19 protein-coding genes are annotated in these 18,270 nt (G+C 56.9%); 9 read left to right on the forward strand and 10 right to left on the reverse strand.

The genetic code is table 11. The features are described from left to right. Positions 1 to 12: 12 nt before the first annotated feature. Positions 13 to 2,085: a type VI secretion system tip protein TssI/VgrG gene (gene tssI, locus AC1MEA_RS00835; protein ID WP_480916374.1), complete on the reverse strand. Its 2,073-nt coding sequence runs from the start codon at positions 2,083 to 2,085 to the stop codon at positions 13 to 15. 299 nt (positions 2,086 to 2,384) lie between these two features. Here tssI and AC1MEA_RS00840 point away from each other — a divergent pair, with 299 nt between their 5' ends. Next, positions 2,385 to 2,840 carry an acetyltransferase gene (locus AC1MEA_RS00840; protein ID WP_219061280.1) on the forward strand — a complete coding sequence of 152 codons (456 nt, stop codon included), beginning with the start codon at positions 2,385 to 2,387 and terminating at the stop codon, positions 2,838 to 2,840. Between the two features lie 28 nt (positions 2,841 to 2,868). On the opposite strand, the gene AC1MEA_RS00845 is transcribed toward AC1MEA_RS00840, so the two are convergent. Then, complete coding sequence (locus AC1MEA_RS00845; RefSeq protein ID WP_480916375.1) at positions 2,869 to 3,864, reverse strand: alpha/beta fold hydrolase; 996 nt, start codon at positions 3,862 to 3,864, stop codon at positions 2,869 to 2,871. A 194-nt stretch (positions 3,865 to 4,058) separates the two neighbouring features. Here AC1MEA_RS00845 and AC1MEA_RS00850 point away from each other — a divergent pair, with 194 nt between their 5' ends. The 3 genes from AC1MEA_RS00850 to tsaA all read left to right on the forward strand — a co-directional run bounded on the left by AC1MEA_RS00850 (position 4,059) and on the right by tsaA (position 6,066). Beyond that, complete coding sequence (locus AC1MEA_RS00850) at positions 4,059 to 4,769, forward strand: rRNA pseudouridine synthase (protein WP_219061278.1); 711 nt, start codon at positions 4,059 to 4,061, stop codon at positions 4,767 to 4,769. A gap of 80 nt (positions 4,770 to 4,849) precedes the next feature. Continuing rightward, entirely contained in the window at positions 4,850 to 5,314 is a 465-nt protein-coding gene (locus AC1MEA_RS00855; protein ID WP_219061277.1) for a YehS family protein, read from the forward strand. Between the two features lie 53 nt (positions 5,315 to 5,367). Beyond that, on the forward strand, positions 5,368 to 6,066 hold the full coding sequence (gene tsaA, locus AC1MEA_RS00860; protein WP_480916376.1) for a tRNA (N6-threonylcarbamoyladenosine(37)-N6)-methyltransferase TrmO: 699 nt from the start codon (positions 5,368 to 5,370) through the stop codon (positions 6,064 to 6,066). A gap of 75 nt (positions 6,067 to 6,141) precedes the next feature. Here the strand turns inward: tsaA and fpr are convergent, their stop codons facing one another. Further along, positions 6,142 to 6,921, reverse strand: a complete 780-nt coding sequence (gene fpr, locus AC1MEA_RS00865; protein ID WP_219061275.1) for a ferredoxin-NADP reductase — start codon at positions 6,919 to 6,921, stop codon at positions 6,142 to 6,144. A gap of 121 nt (positions 6,922 to 7,042) precedes the next feature. On the opposite strand from fpr, the gene AC1MEA_RS00870 reads away from it, so the two are divergent. Beyond that, positions 7,043 to 7,969 carry a LysR family transcriptional regulator gene (locus AC1MEA_RS00870; RefSeq protein ID WP_219061274.1) on the forward strand — a complete coding sequence of 309 codons (927 nt, stop codon included), beginning with the start codon at positions 7,043 to 7,045 and terminating at the stop codon, positions 7,967 to 7,969. A 23-nt stretch (positions 7,970 to 7,992) separates the two neighbouring features. On the opposite strand, the gene AC1MEA_RS00875 is transcribed toward AC1MEA_RS00870, so the two are convergent. Further along, complete coding sequence (locus tag AC1MEA_RS00875; RefSeq protein ID WP_219061273.1) at positions 7,993 to 8,358, reverse strand: diacylglycerol kinase; 366 nt, start codon at positions 8,356 to 8,358, stop codon at positions 7,993 to 7,995. 84 nt (positions 8,359 to 8,442) lie between these two features. After that, the gene (gene erdR, locus AC1MEA_RS00880) at positions 8,443 to 9,090 is read right to left on the reverse strand and encodes a response regulator transcription factor ErdR (RefSeq protein ID WP_219061272.1); all 648 of its coding nucleotides are present in this window, start codon (positions 9,088 to 9,090) and stop codon (positions 8,443 to 8,445) included. Between the two features lie 223 nt (positions 9,091 to 9,313). Here erdR and AC1MEA_RS00885 point away from each other — a divergent pair, with 223 nt between their 5' ends. Continuing rightward, the gene (locus AC1MEA_RS00885; protein ID WP_449632850.1) at positions 9,314 to 10,207 is read left to right on the forward strand and encodes a DMT family transporter; all 894 of its coding nucleotides are present in this window, start codon (positions 9,314 to 9,316) and stop codon (positions 10,205 to 10,207) included. Here AC1MEA_RS00885 and AC1MEA_RS00890 read toward each other — a convergent pair. Then, on the reverse strand, positions 10,202 to 10,912 hold the full coding sequence (locus tag AC1MEA_RS00890) for a tRNA-uridine aminocarboxypropyltransferase (protein WP_219061270.1): 711 nt from the start codon (positions 10,910 to 10,912) through the stop codon (positions 10,202 to 10,204). The two genes, AC1MEA_RS00885 and AC1MEA_RS00890, sit on opposite strands and share 6 nt — an antisense overlap. 254 nt (positions 10,913 to 11,166) lie before the next feature. On the opposite strand from AC1MEA_RS00890, the gene AC1MEA_RS00895 reads away from it, so the two are divergent. Beyond that, the gene (locus tag AC1MEA_RS00895; RefSeq protein WP_219061269.1) at positions 11,167 to 11,577 is read left to right on the forward strand and encodes a quorum-sensing-regulated virulence factor family protein; all 411 of its coding nucleotides are present in this window, start codon (positions 11,167 to 11,169) and stop codon (positions 11,575 to 11,577) included. A gap of 300 nt (positions 11,578 to 11,877) precedes the next feature. Continuing rightward, complete coding sequence (locus tag AC1MEA_RS00900) at positions 11,878 to 12,996, forward strand: LOG family protein (RefSeq protein WP_219061268.1); 1,119 nt, start codon at positions 11,878 to 11,880, stop codon at positions 12,994 to 12,996. A 42-nt stretch (positions 12,997 to 13,038) separates the two neighbouring features. Here AC1MEA_RS00900 and recX read toward each other — a convergent pair whose 3' ends face one another. The 4 genes from recX to AC1MEA_RS00920 all read right to left on the reverse strand — a co-directional run bounded on the left by recX (position 13,039) and on the right by AC1MEA_RS00920 (position 15,614). Then, entirely contained in the window at positions 13,039 to 13,506 is a 468-nt protein-coding gene (recX, locus tag AC1MEA_RS00905; RefSeq protein ID WP_219061267.1) for a recombination regulator RecX, read from the reverse strand. 8 nt (positions 13,507 to 13,514) lie between these two features. Continuing rightward, positions 13,515 to 14,606: a recombinase RecA gene (gene recA, locus AC1MEA_RS00910; RefSeq protein WP_219061266.1), complete on the reverse strand. Its 1,092-nt coding sequence runs from the start codon at positions 14,604 to 14,606 to the stop codon at positions 13,515 to 13,517. Positions 14,607 to 14,691: 85 nt separating this feature from the next. Further along, positions 14,692 to 15,192 (reverse strand): CinA family protein, encoded by a 501-nt coding sequence (locus AC1MEA_RS00915; RefSeq protein WP_219061265.1) that lies wholly within the window; start codon positions 15,190 to 15,192, stop codon positions 14,692 to 14,694. Between the two features lie 113 nt (positions 15,193 to 15,305). Next, a complete protein-coding gene (locus AC1MEA_RS00920; protein WP_219061328.1) occupies positions 15,306 to 15,614 on the reverse strand; it encodes a hypothetical protein in 309 nt (102 codons plus the stop codon). Between the two features lie 78 nt (positions 15,615 to 15,692). On the opposite strand from AC1MEA_RS00920, the gene mutS reads away from it, so the two are divergent. Continuing rightward, the gene (gene mutS / locus AC1MEA_RS00925) at positions 15,693 to 18,260 is read left to right on the forward strand and encodes a DNA mismatch repair protein MutS (RefSeq protein ID WP_219061327.1); all 2,568 of its coding nucleotides are present in this window, start codon (positions 15,693 to 15,695) and stop codon (positions 18,258 to 18,260) included. Positions 18,261 to 18,270: the final 10 nt, after the last annotated feature.

Raw genomic sequence — 18,270 nt, forward strand, 5'->3', positions numbered from 1 at the left:
CCGCTTTTTTCCTTAGACGCTCTTCGGTATCGGCTTGTTCAGCTCGCACAATGGGCACGTCAGCTGTCCACTGCGGATTTTTTCGACTTGCCCCTGCGATGCAACAACGCTACCGGCAACCAACGGCTGTACCTGCCCTGGCATCAATGGCATCGCTGGCGTTCCCGGGACTGGCACCCCGCCCAACAAGATCGGCACGCTGCTAAAAATCCCGGCAGGGCTGATGAGGATGTGCTGACCACCCGCTTTCAGGGTAAGGCTGACGCCAGCATCAATGACTAGGTTAACGCCGGATTTGAGGTGCACCTCGAACCCGGCCTCCATTGCCAACACCTGGCCCACGCGGGTGTGGCTACTGCCTACCACCTGTAAATGATCGCCCGCCAGCAGCTGAACCTTGCGCTCGCCGGTGAGGGTCCGGTATTCCTCACCTTTGAGTACCGAGGTACTGTTGCCCTTGATGGTTTCCAGGCGCTGACCGCCAATTTCAGTCCGGCTGTCGTTCTGGATCAGCTGTTCCATGTCGCGTTGGGCGCGCAGGTAGACCCGTTCCGCACCGTTCTTGTCGTCAAAATGGACTTCGTTGAAACCGGTGCTCGCACGGGAGCTTCGGCTGCGAAAGACGCTTTTGGTCTTGCTTTCAGGCAGCCCATGCGCAACGGGGTTCAGGTTATTGGGCAGGCAGCCGACGATAACCGGCCTGTCGGCATCCCCTTCCAAGTAGGAAACCAGCACCTCCATGCCCACTCGTGGAACGGTGACGGCACCATACCCATCGCCCGCCCAGCTGGACGCAACCCGCACCCAGCAACTGGTTGTTTCGTCGTCCTGCTCGCTGCGGTCCCAGTGGAATTTGACTTTGACCCGACCGAATTTGTCGCAGTAGATTTCTTCATTCACAGGGCCGGTGACCCTGGCGGTCTGGGTGCTGTGGATTCGCGGCTTCGGGTGTTCCAGTGCCGGACGGAACTGGACCGCTTCCGCAATAGCGGTGAAGGTGTTGCGATACCCTTGAACGATACGCCCGTGTTCAACGGGGCTGCTACCGCCCAGCTCTTCGAGCACCTGCGGCTGTCTTGCGTCATGTTGCACAGAAATCAGCACCCAGTGGGTTTCGGGGGCGAAATCCTGAACCAGGTGCAAGCGCGATCCACTGCGCAAAAGCGACGCATCACTCTCGCCATCCGCCAGGCGAAACCCGGTTTGATGGCGCTCAAGCGCACGCTTGGATAGAACGTCACCACGCCTTCTCTCTTCGAAATTCCCGGGGTAGACGTAATTCTCCAAGTAGGGACCGTATTTGGGGACTTCGCCGCTCTCCCATTGCGCCTGGGTTCGCTCGGGGTTTTGTAGGCTCTGCAGCGGAATATGGGTCTGTTTGAAGTCATGATCGCGCAGGGCGACATGATTGGTTTGGGCGGTTAGACGCACACCGAAGGCCTTGACCGCCGGACCTTCTGCCACCAGGCCGCTCCCCGGCTTGAACGGCAACACCTGCGGGGATTGCTGCGGGAATCGGGTTTCATCGTCGGCAAAGATCAGGTGATGACTGTCAGGCGTGTGCTCAAACCGGTAGAAAATCCCCTCTTCCTCGCACAGCCGGCTGAGAAAGTGCAGGTCCGACTCGTCGTACTGCACGCAATAGTCGCGCGGCGCCATGACCGCCGTGATGCGGTCGAACGATGCATCGGTGCCCTTCAGCATGTGGTGCCCTTTCAGCACCTCAAGAATGATCTCCGGCACGGTCATTTTCTGGAACGAACGGCGATGGCTCGAGTGCTGCAAAAAGGCCAGAAAGGGCGCCAGCACCAGATGGTAATGGGTGAATGCCCCGCCTGTTTTGCCTTTGCGGATCGAATAAACATGACCGTGAATCCCCTGCCCTTGCGCCCCGAATCTCAGGTAGGCCGCTTTATGCAGCAAGCCGTCCAACGCGTGGGATGAGCGCCTGCTCACCAGTTCGATGTTGATTTCATAGGGTCGGCTCAGCGCCTCGGTCCCGTGAAAACTCAGCACCTGCAAGTCAGTTTGCTGCTCCCCGTTGATGTCCAGACAGAACTTCGGGGTAAGGCCGGGATGAGACATGCGCGGATCTTCGTGTCGAAAGGGGCAAACAGTGTCGTTGAAGAGGGACTCAGCGAATGTCGGTCACACTATGAAGAACACGTAGGACTCTTCCCGATATTGAGCGGGCTTGATCTGACACCGTCGAAACCTGTCAGGAAAACGCGGCGGGCTCGACAACCAGAGACCCTACGAAAAATCACCAACGCGCTGCTCTTTTTCTATTAGATTTAATCAACATAAGATCACACACCAAAACAATCGACGTTAAAAAGCTGCCGAGTCACGGACCGACACTTTTGCCTAAGGAGACAGGTTGTATGCGCAGTCATTCGGTCATTCATACGCCACGACAGAGTGATTACCCGGAGCTCGCCCGCATCTGGGAAGACTCGGTGCGGGCCACCCATGATTTCTTGCCCAGCTCTTATATCTCTATGCTCAAGAGCATGGTGCTCAATCAGTATCTGGATGCGGTGATGCTGATTTGCAGCAAAGACACTCGGCAACGAATCACCGGTTTCGCCGGAATCGCTGCGGGCAAAGTCGAAATGCTGTTCATCGACCCTGAGCACCGCGGCCAAGGACTTGGCAAATTGCTGCTCACTCATGCCATTGAGCACTTCCACGCCGATGAACTGGACGTCAACGAGCAAAACCTTCAAGCCCTGGGGTTCTACCTCAAGCAGGGGTTTGAGGTGATCGGTCGTTCTGAGGTGGACGGCATGGGTCAGCCTTATCCGTTACTGCATATGCGCCTGAGCAGGCCCCTTTGAATGAAGCCTGCGCTGCATGCCCCGGCGATCAGTCGAGCAAACCGTCAATCAGGGCCTTGTTGAAGTGCTCCGGGTCCTGGATTTGTGGCGCATGCCCCAGCGTCTCAAACTCAACCAGCGTTGCATGAGGAATGCGCTTGGCCACGGCCTTGCCTAGTTCGGGATAGTTGCCCAATGTCTTACGCAACGCTTCGGGGGCCAGGTCTTTGGCGATGGCGGTGTTGTCCTTTTGTCCGATCATTAACAGAGTAGGCATTTTCAGGTTTTCGAACGCGTAGAACACCGGCTGATTGAAAATCATCTCATAGGTCTGCGCTGAGGCATGGGCCACCTCTTCACGCCCCTTGCCGTTGTACATGCCCGCCTGCATATCGACCCAATGATCGAACTCCGGCCGCCATTCGTTGGCGTAATAAGTCGCCTGCTGGTATTTGCGGATGCTGTCGGCATTGGTTTTCAAATCGCGCGCATACCATTGCTCGAACGTGAGAGCAGGCACGCCTTTGGCTTTCCAGTCCTCAAGACCGATGGGGTTGACCAAGACCAGTTGGTCGACCTGTTGCGGGTACATCAATGCGAAGCGGGTGGCCAACATACCGCCCATGGAATGCCCGAGCACAATGACGTGGTCGATGCCCAGGTGGGTGAGCAACGCGTTGGTGTTCTGCGCCAATTGCTCGAACGTATAACGGTAATGCTCAGGTTTACTCGACCGACAGAAACCTATCTGATCAGCCGCAATCACCCGGTACCCCGCGTCGCTCAACGGTTTGATTGTCCCTCCCCAGGTCGCGCCACAAAAATTCTTGCCATGCAGCAGCACAACGGTGCGCCCATTGGACGCATGGGACGGTTTGATGTCCATGTAGCCCATCTGTACCTGTTCACCCTGAGACTCAAAAGCAAAATTCTGTGCAGGATAGGGATACTCGAAACCTTGCAACTGCGGGCCGTAGGACGGCGTTTCAGCAGCGAACAACGGCAAACTTACGCTCATTATCAATGCGGCAAGCCATTTGGACATAAACCAGACTCCAGGTAACACGCTTTAGCCAATCAGGACGACGCGTCACCCGCGATGGGTTCCTGGATGGCCTTTCGCTAACGAAAAAGCACAGAACGACCACCTATCTTGAAGGCATTTTCAATGTGGCCGCGATTAACACTGCGTGCGCGGGTACAATAGCCGTCTTTCCCCTTAAGTAACGGCTCTTTGTCATGACAGACCCCATTCGCCTTTCCAAACGCCTTGTCGAGCTGGTCGGCTGCTCCCGCCGGGAGGCTGAACTGTTTATCGAAGGCGGTTGGGTCACGGTTGACGGTGAAGTCATTGAAGAACCGCAGTTCAAAGTCGATAACCAGAAAATCGAGCTCGACCCCGAGGCAAAAGCAACAGCTCCGGAATCAGTGACCATTCTCTTGCATCAACCGGCGCACTTCGACGCCGAAAGCGCGCTGCAACTGATCACCCCCGGCACCCTGTCCGAAGAGCATCGGTACGGTAAGCGCCCCCTCAAAGGGCACTTCATGCGCCTGTCGCCCATTTCGACCCTGCAAGCCAACGCCAGCGGGTTGATGGTCTTCAGTCAGGACTGGAAAATACTGCGCAAGTTGACCGACGATCGCAGCAAGATCGAACAGGAATACGTGGTCGAGATCGAAGGAACCATGGCAGCCCATGGCCTCAATCGCCTCAACCACGGCCTGACTTACAAGGGCAAGGAACTGCCCGCAGTAAAAGCCAGCTGGCAGAACGAAAACCGCCTGCGCTTCGCCATGAAGAACCCCCAGCCCGGCGTCATTGCCCAACTGTGTGAAAGCGTCGGCCTCAAGGTCGTGTCCCTTCGACGCATCCGCATCGGCGGTGTGTCCATGGGCAAGCTGCCAGAAGGCCAATGGCGCTACCTGTCCGGCAAGGAAAAATTCTAAGCCGGCTTGCACCCTCACATTTCAGCGTCGCACAGGCTTCCCGTGCGACGTTCACATCAGACTTATCAGGACCGTAAACCATGATGAACAACGACGTACTGCGTAGCGTTCGCTACATGCTCGATATCAGCGATGGCAAAGTCGTGGATATCATCAAGCTGGGTGGCCTGGACGTGTCCAAGGACGACGTGATCGCCTTCATGAAAAAGGACGAGGAAGAAGAAGGCTATCTGAATTGCAGCGATGAAGTCATGGCGCATTTTCTCGATGGCCTGGTGATCTTCAAGCGCGGCAAGGACGACAGCCGCGCCCCGCAAAAAATCGAAGTGCCGGTGACCAACAACACCGTGCTGAAAAAACTGCGGGTTGCCTTCGAGCTCAAGGAAGACGACATGCACGCCATTCTCAAGGCGGCCGAGTTTCCGGTGTCCAAGCCTGAGCTGAGCGCGCTGTTCCGCAAGTTCGGCCACAGCAACTACCGGACCTGCGGCGACCAGCTGCTGCGCAACTTCCTCAAGGGCCTGACGCTGCGCATTCGCGCCTGAGTCCCCTGCTTCAAAACGGATGACCCGACGGACCTCGACCCAAGATCATGACCATGACTTACAACGTCTCCCCCGTCGGCTTCATGCGCTCCTGCTTCAAGGAAAAATTCACCATCCCCCGGCAGCCTCAACTGGCTCCCGCTGCGCGTGGCGTCCTGGAGTTGGTGGCACCCTTCGACCATGCCGACGCAGTGCAAGGGCTTGAGCAGGTCAGCCATATCTGGCTACTTTTTCTTTTCCATCAGACTCTGGAAGAAAAGCCGCGCCTGAAGGTTCGCCCGCCGCGCCTCGGAGGCAACCAGTCCATGGGCGTGTTCGCGACGCGCGCGACTCATCGCCCTAACGGCATTGGTCAGTCGGTGGTGAAGCTGGAGAAGGTAGAGCCTGGACGCCTTTGGGTCTCGGGCATCGACTTGCTGGACGGCACTCCGGTGCTGGACATCAAACCGTATGTGCCCTACGCCGATAGCGTCGAGGGCGCCACAAACACCATCGCCAGTGCCGCCCCGATGTTGATTCCGGTGCAATGGGAAGGCAGCGCGCTGCTTCAGGCCCGTGAACACGCGCAACGTCTGAATGAGCCATTGGTCGAGCTGATTGAGCAATGTCTGGCGCAGGATCCACGTCCGGCTTATCAGGTACCAGCGCCAGAGCGCCGCTACGGCACACAGTTCTGGGATCTTGATGTCCGCTGGCATTACCCGCAAAACGGGCTGATACGCGTGCTTGAGGTCGTGCCTGCGACACAGTGAAGCAACATGCCGCAAAAGAAAAAACCCGCTCGGCCATTGACTGCCGAAGCGGGTTTTTTTCTGAATCGGCTGACCTTACTTCTCGACGAAGGCGCGCTCGATCAGGTAATCGCCAGGCTCACGCATGCGCGGGGACACCTTCAAGCCAAAGCTGTTGAGAACTTCGCTGGTCTCATCGAGCATGCTCGGGCTACCACACAGCATTGCACGATCATCCTCGGGGTTGATCGGCGGCAGACCGATGTCCCTGAACAGCTTGCCGCTGCGCATCAAGTCGGTCAGGCGGCCCTGGTTCTCGAACGGCTCACGCGTCACGGTTGGGTAATAAATCAGTTTTTCACGCAATGCTTCACCGAAGAACTCGTTCTGCGGCAAGTGCTCAGTGATGAACTCGTGGTAGGCAACCTCGTTCACGTAGCGTACGCCGTGGCAGAGAATGACCTTCTCGAAGCGCTCATACGTTTCCGGGTCCTGAATGACGCTCATGAACGGCGCCAGGCCCGTTCCTGTGCTGAGCAGATACAGGTGCTTGCCCGGCTTGAGATCGTCCAGCACCAGAGTGCCGGTCGGTTTCTTGCTGATGATGATCTCGTCGCCTTCCTTCAAATGCTGCAACTGCGACGTCAAGGGACCATCAGGCACCTTGATGCTGAAGAACTCAAGATGCTCTTCCCAGTTCGGGCTGGCGATCGAGTAAGCGCGCATGAGCGGGCGCCCGTTCGGCTGCTGAAGACCGATCATGACGAACTGACCGTTCTCAAAGCGCAAACCTGGATCACGGGTGCACTTGAAACTAAAGAGGGTGTCGTTCCAGTGATGGACGCTCAGGACACGCTCGTGATTCATGTTGCTCATGTACGGGGGCTCCGAAAAATTTCGCTCGCGCTGACTCTGAGCGCTATTGCGCGTCATTCTAGTGGCAAGCACAATATCTGTTAAATGAATTATTAAGATATGGGTTATCGGTTATATAGATATGCGATTTACTCTGCGTCAACTTCAAGTCTTCGTCGCCGTCGCTCAGCAGGAAAGCGTCTCGCGCGCTGCCGGGCTTTTGTCACTCTCGCAATCAGCGGCCAGCACCTCCATTACTGAGTTGGAGCGTCAATCCAGCTGCCAGTTATTTGATCGCGCCGGCAAACGCTTGAGCCTGAACGCAACGGGCCGCCAGCTACTGCCACAAGCGGTAGCGCTGCTGGATCAGGCCAAGGAGATCGAGGACCTGCTCAATGGCAAATCCGGTTTCGGCTCATTGGCAGTCGGCGCCACGCTCACCATCGGCAATTATCTGGCCACGCTCTTGATCGGCAGTTTCATGCAGCGCCATCCCGAGAGCCAAGTGAAGCTGAGCGTGCAAAACACAGCGAATATTGTGCAGCAGGTTGCCCATTACGAAATTGATCTAGGTCTGATCGAGGGTGATTGTACCCACCCCGACATCGAAGTTCAGACGTGGGTCGAAGACGAACTGGTGGTCTTCTGCGCCCCGCAGCACCCGCTGGCCAAACGCGGTCACGCCACCCTGGAGGAGCTGACTCAGGAAGCCTGGATCCTCAGGGAGCAGGGTTCAGGCACCCGCCTGACCTTCGATCAAGCCATGCGCCACCACCGCAACGCCCTGAATGTGCGTTTGGAGCTGGAACACACCGAAGCCATCAAGCGTGCGGTGGAGTCTGGCTTGGGTATTGGCTGTATTTCTCGTCTGGCACTGCGCGATGCGATCCGCCGCGGCAGCCTGGTGGCGGTGGAAACCCCGGAGCTGGACCTGTCGCGGCAGTTCTATTTCATCTGGCATAAGCAGAAGTACCAGACCTCTGCCATGCGCGAGTTTCTCGACCTGTGTCGCGCATTCACCGCAGGGGTTCAGCGCAGCGACGAAATAGTGCTGCCGAGTATTGCCTGAGCCATCCAGCTATCCGCGAACCATCAACCCAGCAGGATCAAGCCCCACACCAGGCCGATCATGCCCAGCGCAATGAATTGCGCCGCGCTGCCCATGTCCTTGGCGTTTTTCGACAGCGGGTGCAAATCCAGCGAAATCCGGTCAATGGCCGCCTCAACAGCGGAGTTGAGCAACTCGACAATCAACGCCAGCAGGCACACGGCAATCAGAACCGCGCGCTCACCCCGACTGACATTGAACATGAAGGCCAGGGGTATCAGGATCACGTTGAGGAGCACCAACTGACGAAATGCGGCTTCGCCGGTGTAGGCGGCGCGCAAACCATCGAACGAATAGCCAGTGGCGTTGAAGATACGTTTCAGGCCGGTTTGGCCTTTAAAGGGCGACATAGATAGGCAACTGCGTAAAAAAAGACAAAGAAGGCTAATTTAACAAAAGTCAAAAAAGCGTGAGCAACCGGGCCGAATGCAGCGTCAGTTGGCCGGAATCGATTCCATTTGCTGCAAGAGCAAAGCAGCCTGTGTGCGAGTGCGCACATTGAGCTTGCGAAAAATCGCCGTGACATGGGCCTTGATCGTGGCTTCCGAAACACTCAGCTCGTAGGCGATCTGCTTGTTCAGCAAGCCCTCGCAGACCATGGTCAGTACCCGGAACTGCTGGGGAGTGAGACTCGCCAGACCTGCACTGGCAGCCTTGGCTTCAGCCGAAACGCTGATGGCTTCATTGACTTGCGGCGGCCACCAGACATCACCATCAAGCACCGTACGTACGGCCTGCTGAATGGTCTCGAGAGAACTGGACTTGGGGATGAAACCACTGGCGCCAAACTCGCGGGAGCGAACCACGATGGATGCCTCCTCTTGCGCCGACACCATGACCACCGGGATTTGCGGGTACTGTCCGCGTAACAGGACCAGGCCAGAAAATCCGTAAGCGCCGGGCATGTTCAGGTCCAGCAACACCAAGTCCCAATCTGCCTTATCGGTCAGGCAGCTTTCAAGCTCGGCAATGCTTTCGGCTTCAACCAACTTAGCCTCAGGACCCAATCCCAGACTCAAGGCCTGACGCAGTGCACTGCGAAACAAAGGGTGGTCATCAGCAATCAGGATTTCGTATGTCATTTATCAATGATCCTGTTTTAGGTGAGCGCCAATGGATTCAGCGCTCACGAAGGCATCCATCGATGCCGGCAAACTCACGGTACCAACACGGTACGTTCAACGCCAAGACCCACAAAACCAGCGTTCAAGCGTTATTTCGGCGACAAGGATGACGAGCGAAGACGGGGTGGTCAAGTTCAACGCTTTACGGCAAAGTCTGCACCCTGCCAACTAGAGCGTCATCATGCGAAAACAAGCCCTGCGGGCCGACCTGTTAATGCTAATCACCGCGATGATCTGGGGCTCTGGCTTTGTCGCGCAAACTTCAGGTATGGACCATATTGGGCCATATCTCTATACAGGTCTGCGCTTCGCCCTTGGCTCGTTATGCTTGTTGCCCTTGCTGCTCCGTCGCTCTGACGCTGTAAAACCCGAGCCTCTGATGACACGCGGCCTATTGCTCGGCGGCATTGTGATGGGGCTGGCCTTGTGCACAGGCATCAACCTGCAACAAGTCGGCCTGCTGTTTACCAGCGTAACCAACGCCGGATTCATCACCGGCCTCTACGTCATTGTAGTTCCGCTTCTGGGCCTGCTGCTGGGTCACAAGACCGGAACAGGCACGTGGCTTGGCGCAGGTCTGGCAGTGGTGGGTATGTTCCTGCTCAGTGTGGGTGACAATTTCCACGTCGCCTCAGGTGATTGGTTGCAATTGATCGGGGCCGTTGTCTGGGGCGGACACGTAATCCTGGTCGGCGTTTTTGCCAGCCGCCACGACGCGATCCGCCTCGCGTTCCTGCAATTTCTGACCTGTTCGGTCATCAGCCTGATCCTCGCGCTGATTTTCGAAGACATTCAGTTGCAGTCGATCATCGCCGCCGGCCCTGCCCTGCTGTACGGCGGCGTGGTTGCCGTAGGGATCGGTTATACCCTGCAAGTCGTTGCACAAAAAGATGCTATTGCCTCCCATGCGGCGATTATTCTTTCCCTCGAAGCCGTCTTTGCCGCCATTGCCGGCGCGCTGCTTCTGGGAGAGTCGCTGCACCTGAAGGGCTACCTCGGTTGCGCGCTGATGCTTGCGGGTATGTTACTGGCACAGTTGTGGCCGAAAAAACCTGAGCCGGTAATGGCCCTATAAAAAAGCCTTGAGATGAGTATGCGACGCATCGTCCAGGTCGACCGGCAGCTGATGTTTGGCAGCCAGATAGTGCGCGGTGAAGACATCCAGGTACGCGTCCAGCACGCCAGCGGCGGTATTGTCCTCGGCCAGTTCAAGGCACAGCGCCGCCACTTCGGCGGTGCAAAAATGATCATCACGCTTGGAGCGACGCAGTCGATAGCGGGAAATCTGTTCCGGCTCCAGGCTGAGCACCGGAAAATGATCCAGATACGGGCTCTTGCGAAACATCTTGCGCGCCTCGCTCCAGGTTGCGTCCAGCAGAATAAAAAGCGGGCGTTTGCCGTCCTCTAGTTTCACCTCAGTAACCACGCGCTCGCTGGCGACAAATTCGCCGGGGAACACGATGTAGGGTTGCCACTGTGGATCATTGAGCAATGCCGGTAACTCGGCATCGACTTCAGTCCGCGACCAACCGTACGCATGGGTTTCTTCGATGACATCGGCAATCAACCAGCCCGTGTTGGTTGGTTTCAGCGGCTCGACGTCATACATCAACAGACACATGGCTGACTTGGCCGCCACCTTCGGGCGCCAGGCGCACAAGCAGTAGCTGAAAATCACGCGGCACCCGGGGCAACGTTCAGCCCTTGAGCCTCGAGCAGTAAAAGGCTTGATGCTGCGCGCCAGGCGTTGGGCTCGCAGCCGGGAAACGGCATGACTCATTGCGGATGACGCCGACAAATAAAAAGCATCGACACAGCAGAAACTCGGTAGACAGGAAGTCCGGGCAGTTTATCAGAGGCCGATGTCGCGCCCTTTGTTTCCTTGTCCTTTGTTTACTTTATACTGCACGACCATTTGAGCCTGCCCAGGCAGACACGCTCTGCGTGTGATCGGTTTTGTCGTTACCGACCCCGGCAGTGAACGCACTTTCAAGTCGCTGGTCCAACGGCCAGTCACTGAATCAGGAGAGTTTCATGCTGCGCCTTATCGTCCCCACCCTTACGCTTTTGCTGGTAGCACCGTTCTGCGCCCAAGCGGCCTCCAAGCAGGATTTCGAGCTGAGCAAAATGCTGGAAAAAGTTGCTAAGGAAAGCAGCGTCGGCACGCCGCGGGCGATCAATGAAGACATTCTGGATCAGGGTTACACCGTTGAAGGAAAAGTCCTGATCAATCACCTTAGCGTGCGCGAAAGCCACGCCATGAAGATGCGCAGCAACCCGGACGCAGTTCGCAGCCAATTGGGCGACAGCGTTTGTCACAACACCGGTTACCGCCAACTCATGGCCAAGGGCGCGCTGCTCAAGTATGAGTTCACCGAATATAAAACCAATCGCCCGGTGGCGACCCAGGCTTTCAAAGCCGCTGATTGCGCGGTCAAGAAATAGTCTCGGTTAAAAATTTCATACGGCGACAAGCAGGGTCTATACATTTAGAAGGCTTTTTAATTTTCAGGGCAAAAAGGGGGTTGCCCGCACTGTTGCGCAGTACCCATGTTTTTCTTTTAACCCAAGGACATAAGCAGAATCAGTATGGATCACTCGGTGACGATATCCGTGCGAAACTGGCACTCCAAAGCCAGCTGTAATGCTCGGACAAATGTCTGGGCAGCCAGCGACACACGATGTGGCGCGGTCGTGTCGATCATGTCGGCACGATCAGTGGTTCTGCAGAAGGAGAAAGTCTGAATGCCTTATGAACCGAATGATTTTTTGTCTCAACACTTCCAGAGCAATGGTTTCGACCTCACCCGCAAGGTTGAAGAACATATCGGCCTGGTTGCTCCCAACAGCCCCAATCTACCGCTCTACCGCGACATGATGTTGACTGTTCTGCGCATGGCGCAGGACGACCGCAATCGCTGGAACGCCAAGATCACCCTGCAAGCATTGCGCGAACTTGAGCACGCCTTCCGGATACTGGAACAGTTCAAGAGCCGTCGTAAAGTCACCGTGTTCGGCTCGGCCCGCACACCTGTAGAACATCCGTTGTATGCCTTGGCACGGGAAGTGGGCGCTGCCTTGGCGCGCTCCGATCTGATGGTGATTACCGGTGCCGGTGGCGGCATTATGGCCGCAGCACACGAAGGAGCAGGGCTCGACCACAGCCTGGGCTTCAACATCACTCTGCCTTTCGAGCAGCATGCAAACCCCACCGTTGAAGGCACTGAAAACCTGCTGCCTTTCCACTTCTTCTTTATCCGCAAATTGTTCTTCGTCAAAGAAGCGAACGGACTGGTGCTATGCCCTGGCGGTTTCGGCACGCTGGATGAAGCGCTGGAAGTCTTGACGTTGATTCAGACTGGCAAAAGCCCACTTGTGCCTGTCGTTTTGCTCGACACACCCGGCGGCAGCTTTTGGCAAGAAGCGCTTAATTTCATCAGCAATCAACTGGAGGCCAATCATTACATTTTGCCGAGCGACATGAAGTTGCTGCGACTGGTTTATAGCGCGGAAGAAGCGGTCGATGAAATCAACCAGTTCTACAACAACTTCCATTCAAGCCGATGGCTGAAAAGTCAGTTCGTGATTCGAATGAATCACCCGCTCAACGAGCAGTCACTCGACTACATACAAGGGGCGTTCGCCGACTTGCGGCTGAGCGATACCTTCCATCAGCATATGTACATGGGTGAAGAGCACGACGAACCGCAGTTCAGCCACCTTGTGCGACTGGCGTTTAACTTTAATGGACGAAACCAGGGCCGCCTGCGCGAACTGGTCGACTACATCAACAAGTCAGAAAACTGGGTCAAAGCGCCTCCCCAACAACAAACCCGTGTACGTGAACCGCTAAAGGTCACGTAAGGGGTCCTGCCCCGGGCAAGCTCAGCGGCTTGTCCACTTCGCTCAGTCATCCGCACCCCGGCCGCTCAACAAGCGGCCGATCATGTCCAGCGGATAACCCCGATAGCTAAGGAAACGTCCCTGCTTTGCACGCTCGCGAGCGTCCACCGGTAGCTTCCCGGCAAACTTGCGTCGCCAGGTTTCTTCCAGTTGAGCCTGCCAGTCGAAGCCACACTCGCGTAATGCCTGCTCTATATCTGCTCGTGGCAAGCCACGCTGCCCAAGCTCCTCACGGATGCGCAAAGGCCCTTGACCCGAGCGAGCACGGTAAGAAACGAAGCTTTCGAGGTATCTCGACTCGGACAACAGCCCTTCTTCCGTAAGCCGGTCGAGGGCAGGTTCGATCAATTCAGGAGGGGCGCCGCGCTGACGCAACTTACGCGCCAGCTCGACTCGACCGTGCTCGCGACGTGCGAGCAGGTCCATTGCAGTACGCCTTACGGCGACAGGCGTATCAAGCACCGCTGTCATAGGCCGTATCAGATATCGACGTCGGTTTCGGCCAGATCAGCAGCAGACATTTTGGCACCTTTGACAGGTAATGCCTTGGTGTCGGCGGCAGGCGATGCCTTGGTATCGGCAGTCGGAGTCAGCAGCTTTTCACGAATCAGCTTCTCGAGGTTCGCACCGACTTCCGGATTATCCGCCAGGAACTTGGCCGAGTTGGCTTTGCCCTGACCAATCTTGCTGCCCTGATAGCTGTACCAGGCACCGGATTTCTCTACAAAACCGTGAAGTACAGCCAGATCAATGATCTCGCCGTTCAGGTAAATGCCCTTGCCGTAGAGAATCTGGAACTCGGCCTGGCGGAACGGCGGAGCCACTTTGTTCTTCACGACTTTGACGCGGGTTTCACTGCCTACAACTTCATCACCTTCTTTCACCGCGCCAGTACGGCGGATGTCCAGACGGACCGAAGCATAGAACTTGAGCGCATTACCGCCCGTGGTGGTTTCCGGGCTACCGAACATCACACCGATCTTCATACGGATCTGGTTGATGAAGATGACCAGGCAGTTGGCGTTCTTGATGTTACCGGTGATTTTACGCAGCGCCTGTGACATCAGACGGGCCTGAAGGCCTACGTGCATATCACCCATTTCGCCTTCGATTTCAGCTTTCGGAACCAGGGCTGCTACGGAGTCGATAACGATAACGTCGACGGCGTTGGAGCGCACCAGCATGTCGGTGATTTCCAGCGCTTGCTCACCGGTATCGGGTTGCGACACCAGCAGGTCGTCAACATTGACGCCAAGCTTGCCCGCGTATTCAGGATCGAGCGCGTGCTCAGCATCAACGAATGCACAGGTAGCGCCCAGCTTTTGGGCTTGAGCGATAACCGAAAGCGTCAGCGTGGTTTTACCCGAGGATTCCGGACCGTAGATTTCAACGATTCGGCCGCGTGGCAAGCCACCGATACCGAGGGCGATATCCAACCCGAGTGAACCGGTAGAAATAGAAGGAATCGCTTGGCGGTCATGATCCCCCATGCGCATCACGGCACCTTTGCCGAATTGACGCTCGATCTGACCCAAGGCCGCAGCCAAGGCTTTCTTCTTGTTCTCGTCCATTGAAGTCCTCACGTAATCAATAAGGCCTGACGGCCACAACACCTGTATAAGTAGACAGTATTATTCCACAGGGTGGAGCGCTCGCCTACCCCCGTTTTAGTATTTCTCCAGCCGCGAGCTGTATCAGCCCCTCTAGCGCGGCCTTCACCGTTTGTCGGCGGACCTGATCACGGTCACCGTCAAACTGCCTGCGCACGGAAACGAGCTGCTGTCCCGCGCCCCATGCAAGCCATACCGTCCCTACTGGCTTGTCCGCCGAGCCTCCATCAGGCCCGGCAACGCCGCTGACCGCGACGGCAAACTGTGCCCCGCTTTTTTCCTGTGCGCCCGACACCATGGCCTCGACCACTTCGCGACTGACCGCTCCCACCGAGCTGAACAGTTCGGCCGGCACGTTCAGTTGAAGGTTTTTTTGCGCGTTCGAATAGGTGACATAACCGGCCTCGAACCAGGCAGAGCTACCGGGTATACGGGTAATCGCCTCGGCAATCCCGCCCCCCGTGCAGGATTCAGCGGTGGTTACCTGCGCCCTCAACGATTGCAGGTGCTTGCCGAGTAAAGCCGCAAGCTGGGTAATATCATCCACGACCTTCTCCGATTTTCAGCACGTCAGGTGAGACACCGTACACGAGCTCTTTATACGTGCAAGGACAGAAGCATTCGACCGCTCCTGCTCTTGGATCAAGCACGATTGAATGACTACCGACCTCTCTTGGCCGGCTTTTTGACGGTTTCAATTATTGTTTCTCTCGGGCGCTTTTTTGCCTCATCAATGGGGATGAAGCGACCATTGACTGCATCTCGACCACGTTTATTCGACATAAGAACATCCTGTTCCTGCTGTTCTCTGGAATGAAACAGCTTGAATGCAAGCGTAGCCATGTCTGCGCAATAGCCCATCGCAAAGTCGTAACCAGGCTTTTCGCCAGGCTCCACTCTGCGAGGCAAGATCGTGCGTGTTAACCTTGCGCCCATTGTAAAAACAGACGGGCACAGGACTTCATCCACGCCGATGAAGTCCGCAAGGCGCCCGACATCTGGCCCCCACTTTTGACGAACTCGCCTAAAAAACCGATGAATAAAGCATTGACTGACCTGTCCTCACACACCCCGATGATGCAGCAATATTGGCGGTTGAAAAATCAACACCCTGATCAGTTGATGTTCTATCGCATGGGCGACTTCTACGAAATCTTCTACGAAGACGCCAAAAAGGCCTCCAAGCTGCTGGATATCACGTTGACTGCGCGCGGCCAGTCGGCGGGACAGGCGATTCCCATGTGCGGGATTCCTTACCATGCGGCCGAAGGTTATCTCGCGAAGCTGGTAAAGCTCGGCGAGTCGGTAGTGATCTGCGAACAGGTCGGCGATCCCGCTACCAGTAAAGGCCCGGTGGACCGTCAGGTCGTGCGGATCATTACACCCGGCACGGTCAGCGACGAGGCGCTGCTCGACGAACGCAGGGACAACCTGATTGCTGCAGTATTGGGCGATGAACGCCTGTTTGGCCTCGCTGTTCTGGACATCACCAGTGGCAATTTCAGTGTTCTTGAAATCAAGGGCTGGGAAAACCTGCTGGCGGAGCTGGAGCGAATCAATCCAGTCGAGCTGATGATCCCCGATGATTGGCCACAGGGCTTGCCCGCCGAGAAGCGACGTGGGACCCGGCGTCGTGCACCGTGGGACTTCGAGCGCGATTCGGCGCTTAAAAGCCTGTGCCAGCAATTCTCTACCCAGGACCTCAAGGGCTTTGGTTGCGAGAACCTGACACTGGCTATCGGAGCCGCGGGTTGCCTGCTCGGTTATGCCAAAGAAACCCAGCGCACCGCTCTCCCGCATTTGCGCAGCCTGCGTCATGAACGACTGGATGATACGGTCGTGCTCGATGGCGCCAGTCGACGCAACCTGGAGCTGGACACCAATCTGGCAGGCGGACGCGACAACACTCTGCAATCGGTCATGGACCGCTGCCAGACCGCCATGGGCAGTCGCCTGCTGACACGCTGGCTGAATCGCCCGTTACGTGACTTGAGCGTGCTGCAAGCCCGACAAAGCTCAATCACGTGCCTGCTTGAACGCTACCGCTTCGAACACCTGCAGCCGCAGTTGAAGGAAATCGGCGATATCGAGCGGATTCTCGCCCGGATTGGCCTGCGCAACGCACGTCCGCGTGATCTGGCGCGTCTGCGCGACGCCCTGGCGGCATTGCCCGAGCTACAACGAGCAATGGCTGACCTGGAAGCTCCGCACCTCCAGCAACTGGCGCTGACGACCAGCACCTACCCGGAATTAGCGGACCTGCTGCAGCGAGCCGTCATCGACAACCCGCCTGCGGTCATTCGTGATGGCGGCGTGCTGAAAACCGGCTACGACGCCGAGCTCGACGACCTGCAATCGCTCAGCGAGAACGCCGGACAGTTTCTGATTGATCTGGAAGCCCGAGAAAAAGCCCGTACGGGGCTGGCCAACCTCAAGGTCGGCTACAACCGGATTCACGGTTACTTTATCGAGCTGCCGAGCAAGCAAGCCGAGCAGGCGCCCGCCGACTATATCCGGCGCCAGACGCTCAAAGGCGCCGAGCGCTTCATCACTCCCGAGTTGAAGGCGTTCGAAGACAAGGCGCTGTCAGCCAAGAGCCGTGCACTGGCTCGCGAAAAGATGCTCTACGAAGCGTTGCTCGAAGACCTGATCGGTCATTTGGCGCCCTTGCAAGACACGGCTGCGGCATTGGCTGAACTGGACGTACTGAGCAACCTGGCTGAGCGCGCGCTGAACCTTGACCTGAACTGCCCACGCTTCGTCGATGAGCCATGCATGCGCATCGAACAAGGTCGGCACCCGGTTGTCGAGCAAGTATTGACCAGCCCATTCGTCGCCAACGACCTGGCGCTCGATGACAACACTCGAATGCTGGTGATCACCGGACCGAACATGGGCGGTAAGTCGACGTACATGCGCCAGACCGCCCTAATCGTTTTGCTGGCTCATATCGGCAGCTTTGTGCCAGCAGCCAGTTGCGAGCTGTCGTTGGTGGATCGGATCTTTACCCGGATCGGTTCCAGCGACGATCTGGCAGGCGGCCGTTCGACCTTTATGGTGGAAATGAGCGAAACCGCGAACATTCTGCATAACGCGACCGACCGCAGCCTGGTATTGATGGATGAAGTCGGGCGCGGCACCAGCACATTCGACGGGTTATCACTGGCGTGGGCTGCGGCAGAATGTCTCGCCCAGTTGCGCGCCTATACGCTGTTCGCCACCCACTATTTCGAGCTGACGGTACTCCCGGAAAACGAGCCGCTGGTTGCGAACGTGCACCTGAACGCCACGGAGCACAATGAACGAATCGTCTTCCTGCACCGCGTATTGCCCGGACCTGCCAGCCAAAGCTATGGCCTGGCCGTGGCCCAGCTGGCGGGGGTTCCAGCCAAGGTCATCCTGCGCGCAAAGGAACACTTGCAGCGCTTGGAAACCACGAGCCTGCCCCACGAGGCGCCCCGGTCAGTCCCTGGCAAACCATCGACCCCACAGCAAAGCGATATGTTCGCCAGCCTTCCACATCCGGTACTCGAAGAGTTGTCAAAAACCAAAGTAGACGACCTGACACCGCGCCAGGCGCTAGAGTTATTGTATGCCTTGCAGTCGCGCATCTAACGGCAATCGC

This window comes from Pseudomonas sp. ASL8, assembly GCF_056680355.1.

Coding starts and splice junctions, on each gene's coding strand:
- recX (WP_219061267.1), bottom strand. CDS start 13,506: ATGACAGCGGTGCTTGATACGCCTGTCGCCGTAAGGCGTACTGCAATG.
- AC1MEA_RS00845 (WP_480916375.1), bottom strand. CDS start 3,864: ATGTCCAAATGGCTTGCCGCATTGATAATGAGCGTAAGTTTGCCGTTG.
- AC1MEA_RS00890 (WP_219061270.1), bottom strand. CDS start 10,912: ATGAGTCATGCCGTTTCCCGGCTGCGAGCCCAACGCCTGGCGCGCAGC.
- AC1MEA_RS00855 (WP_219061277.1), top strand. CDS start 4,850: ATGATGAACAACGACGTACTGCGTAGCGTTCGCTACATGCTCGATATC.
- AC1MEA_RS00900 (WP_219061268.1), top strand. CDS start 11,878: ATGCCTTATGAACCGAATGATTTTTTGTCTCAACACTTCCAGAGCAAT.
- AC1MEA_RS00875 (WP_219061273.1), bottom strand. CDS start 8,358: ATGTCGCCCTTTAAAGGCCAAACCGGCCTGAAACGTATCTTCAACGCC.
- recA (WP_219061266.1), bottom strand. CDS start 14,606: ATGGACGAGAACAAGAAGAAAGCCTTGGCTGCGGCCTTGGGTCAGATC.
- AC1MEA_RS00840 (WP_219061280.1), top strand. CDS start 2,385: ATGCGCAGTCATTCGGTCATTCATACGCCACGACAGAGTGATTACCCG.
- AC1MEA_RS00895 (WP_219061269.1), top strand. CDS start 11,167: ATGCTGCGCCTTATCGTCCCCACCCTTACGCTTTTGCTGGTAGCACCG.
- fpr (WP_219061275.1), bottom strand. CDS start 6,921: ATGAGCAACATGAATCACGAGCGTGTCCTGAGCGTCCATCACTGGAAC.
- AC1MEA_RS00885 (WP_449632850.1), top strand. CDS start 9,314: ATGCGAAAACAAGCCCTGCGGGCCGACCTGTTAATGCTAATCACCGCG.
- erdR (WP_219061272.1), bottom strand. CDS start 9,090: ATGACATACGAAATCCTGATTGCTGATGACCACCCTTTGTTTCGCAGT.
- AC1MEA_RS00850 (WP_219061278.1), top strand. CDS start 4,059: ATGACAGACCCCATTCGCCTTTCCAAACGCCTTGTCGAGCTGGTCGGC.
- AC1MEA_RS00870 (WP_219061274.1), top strand. CDS start 7,043: ATGCGATTTACTCTGCGTCAACTTCAAGTCTTCGTCGCCGTCGCTCAG.
- tssI (WP_480916374.1), bottom strand. CDS start 2,085: ATGTCTCATCCCGGCCTTACCCCGAAGTTCTGTCTGGACATCAACGGG.
- tsaA (WP_480916376.1), top strand. CDS start 5,368: ATGACTTACAACGTCTCCCCCGTCGGCTTCATGCGCTCCTGCTTCAAG.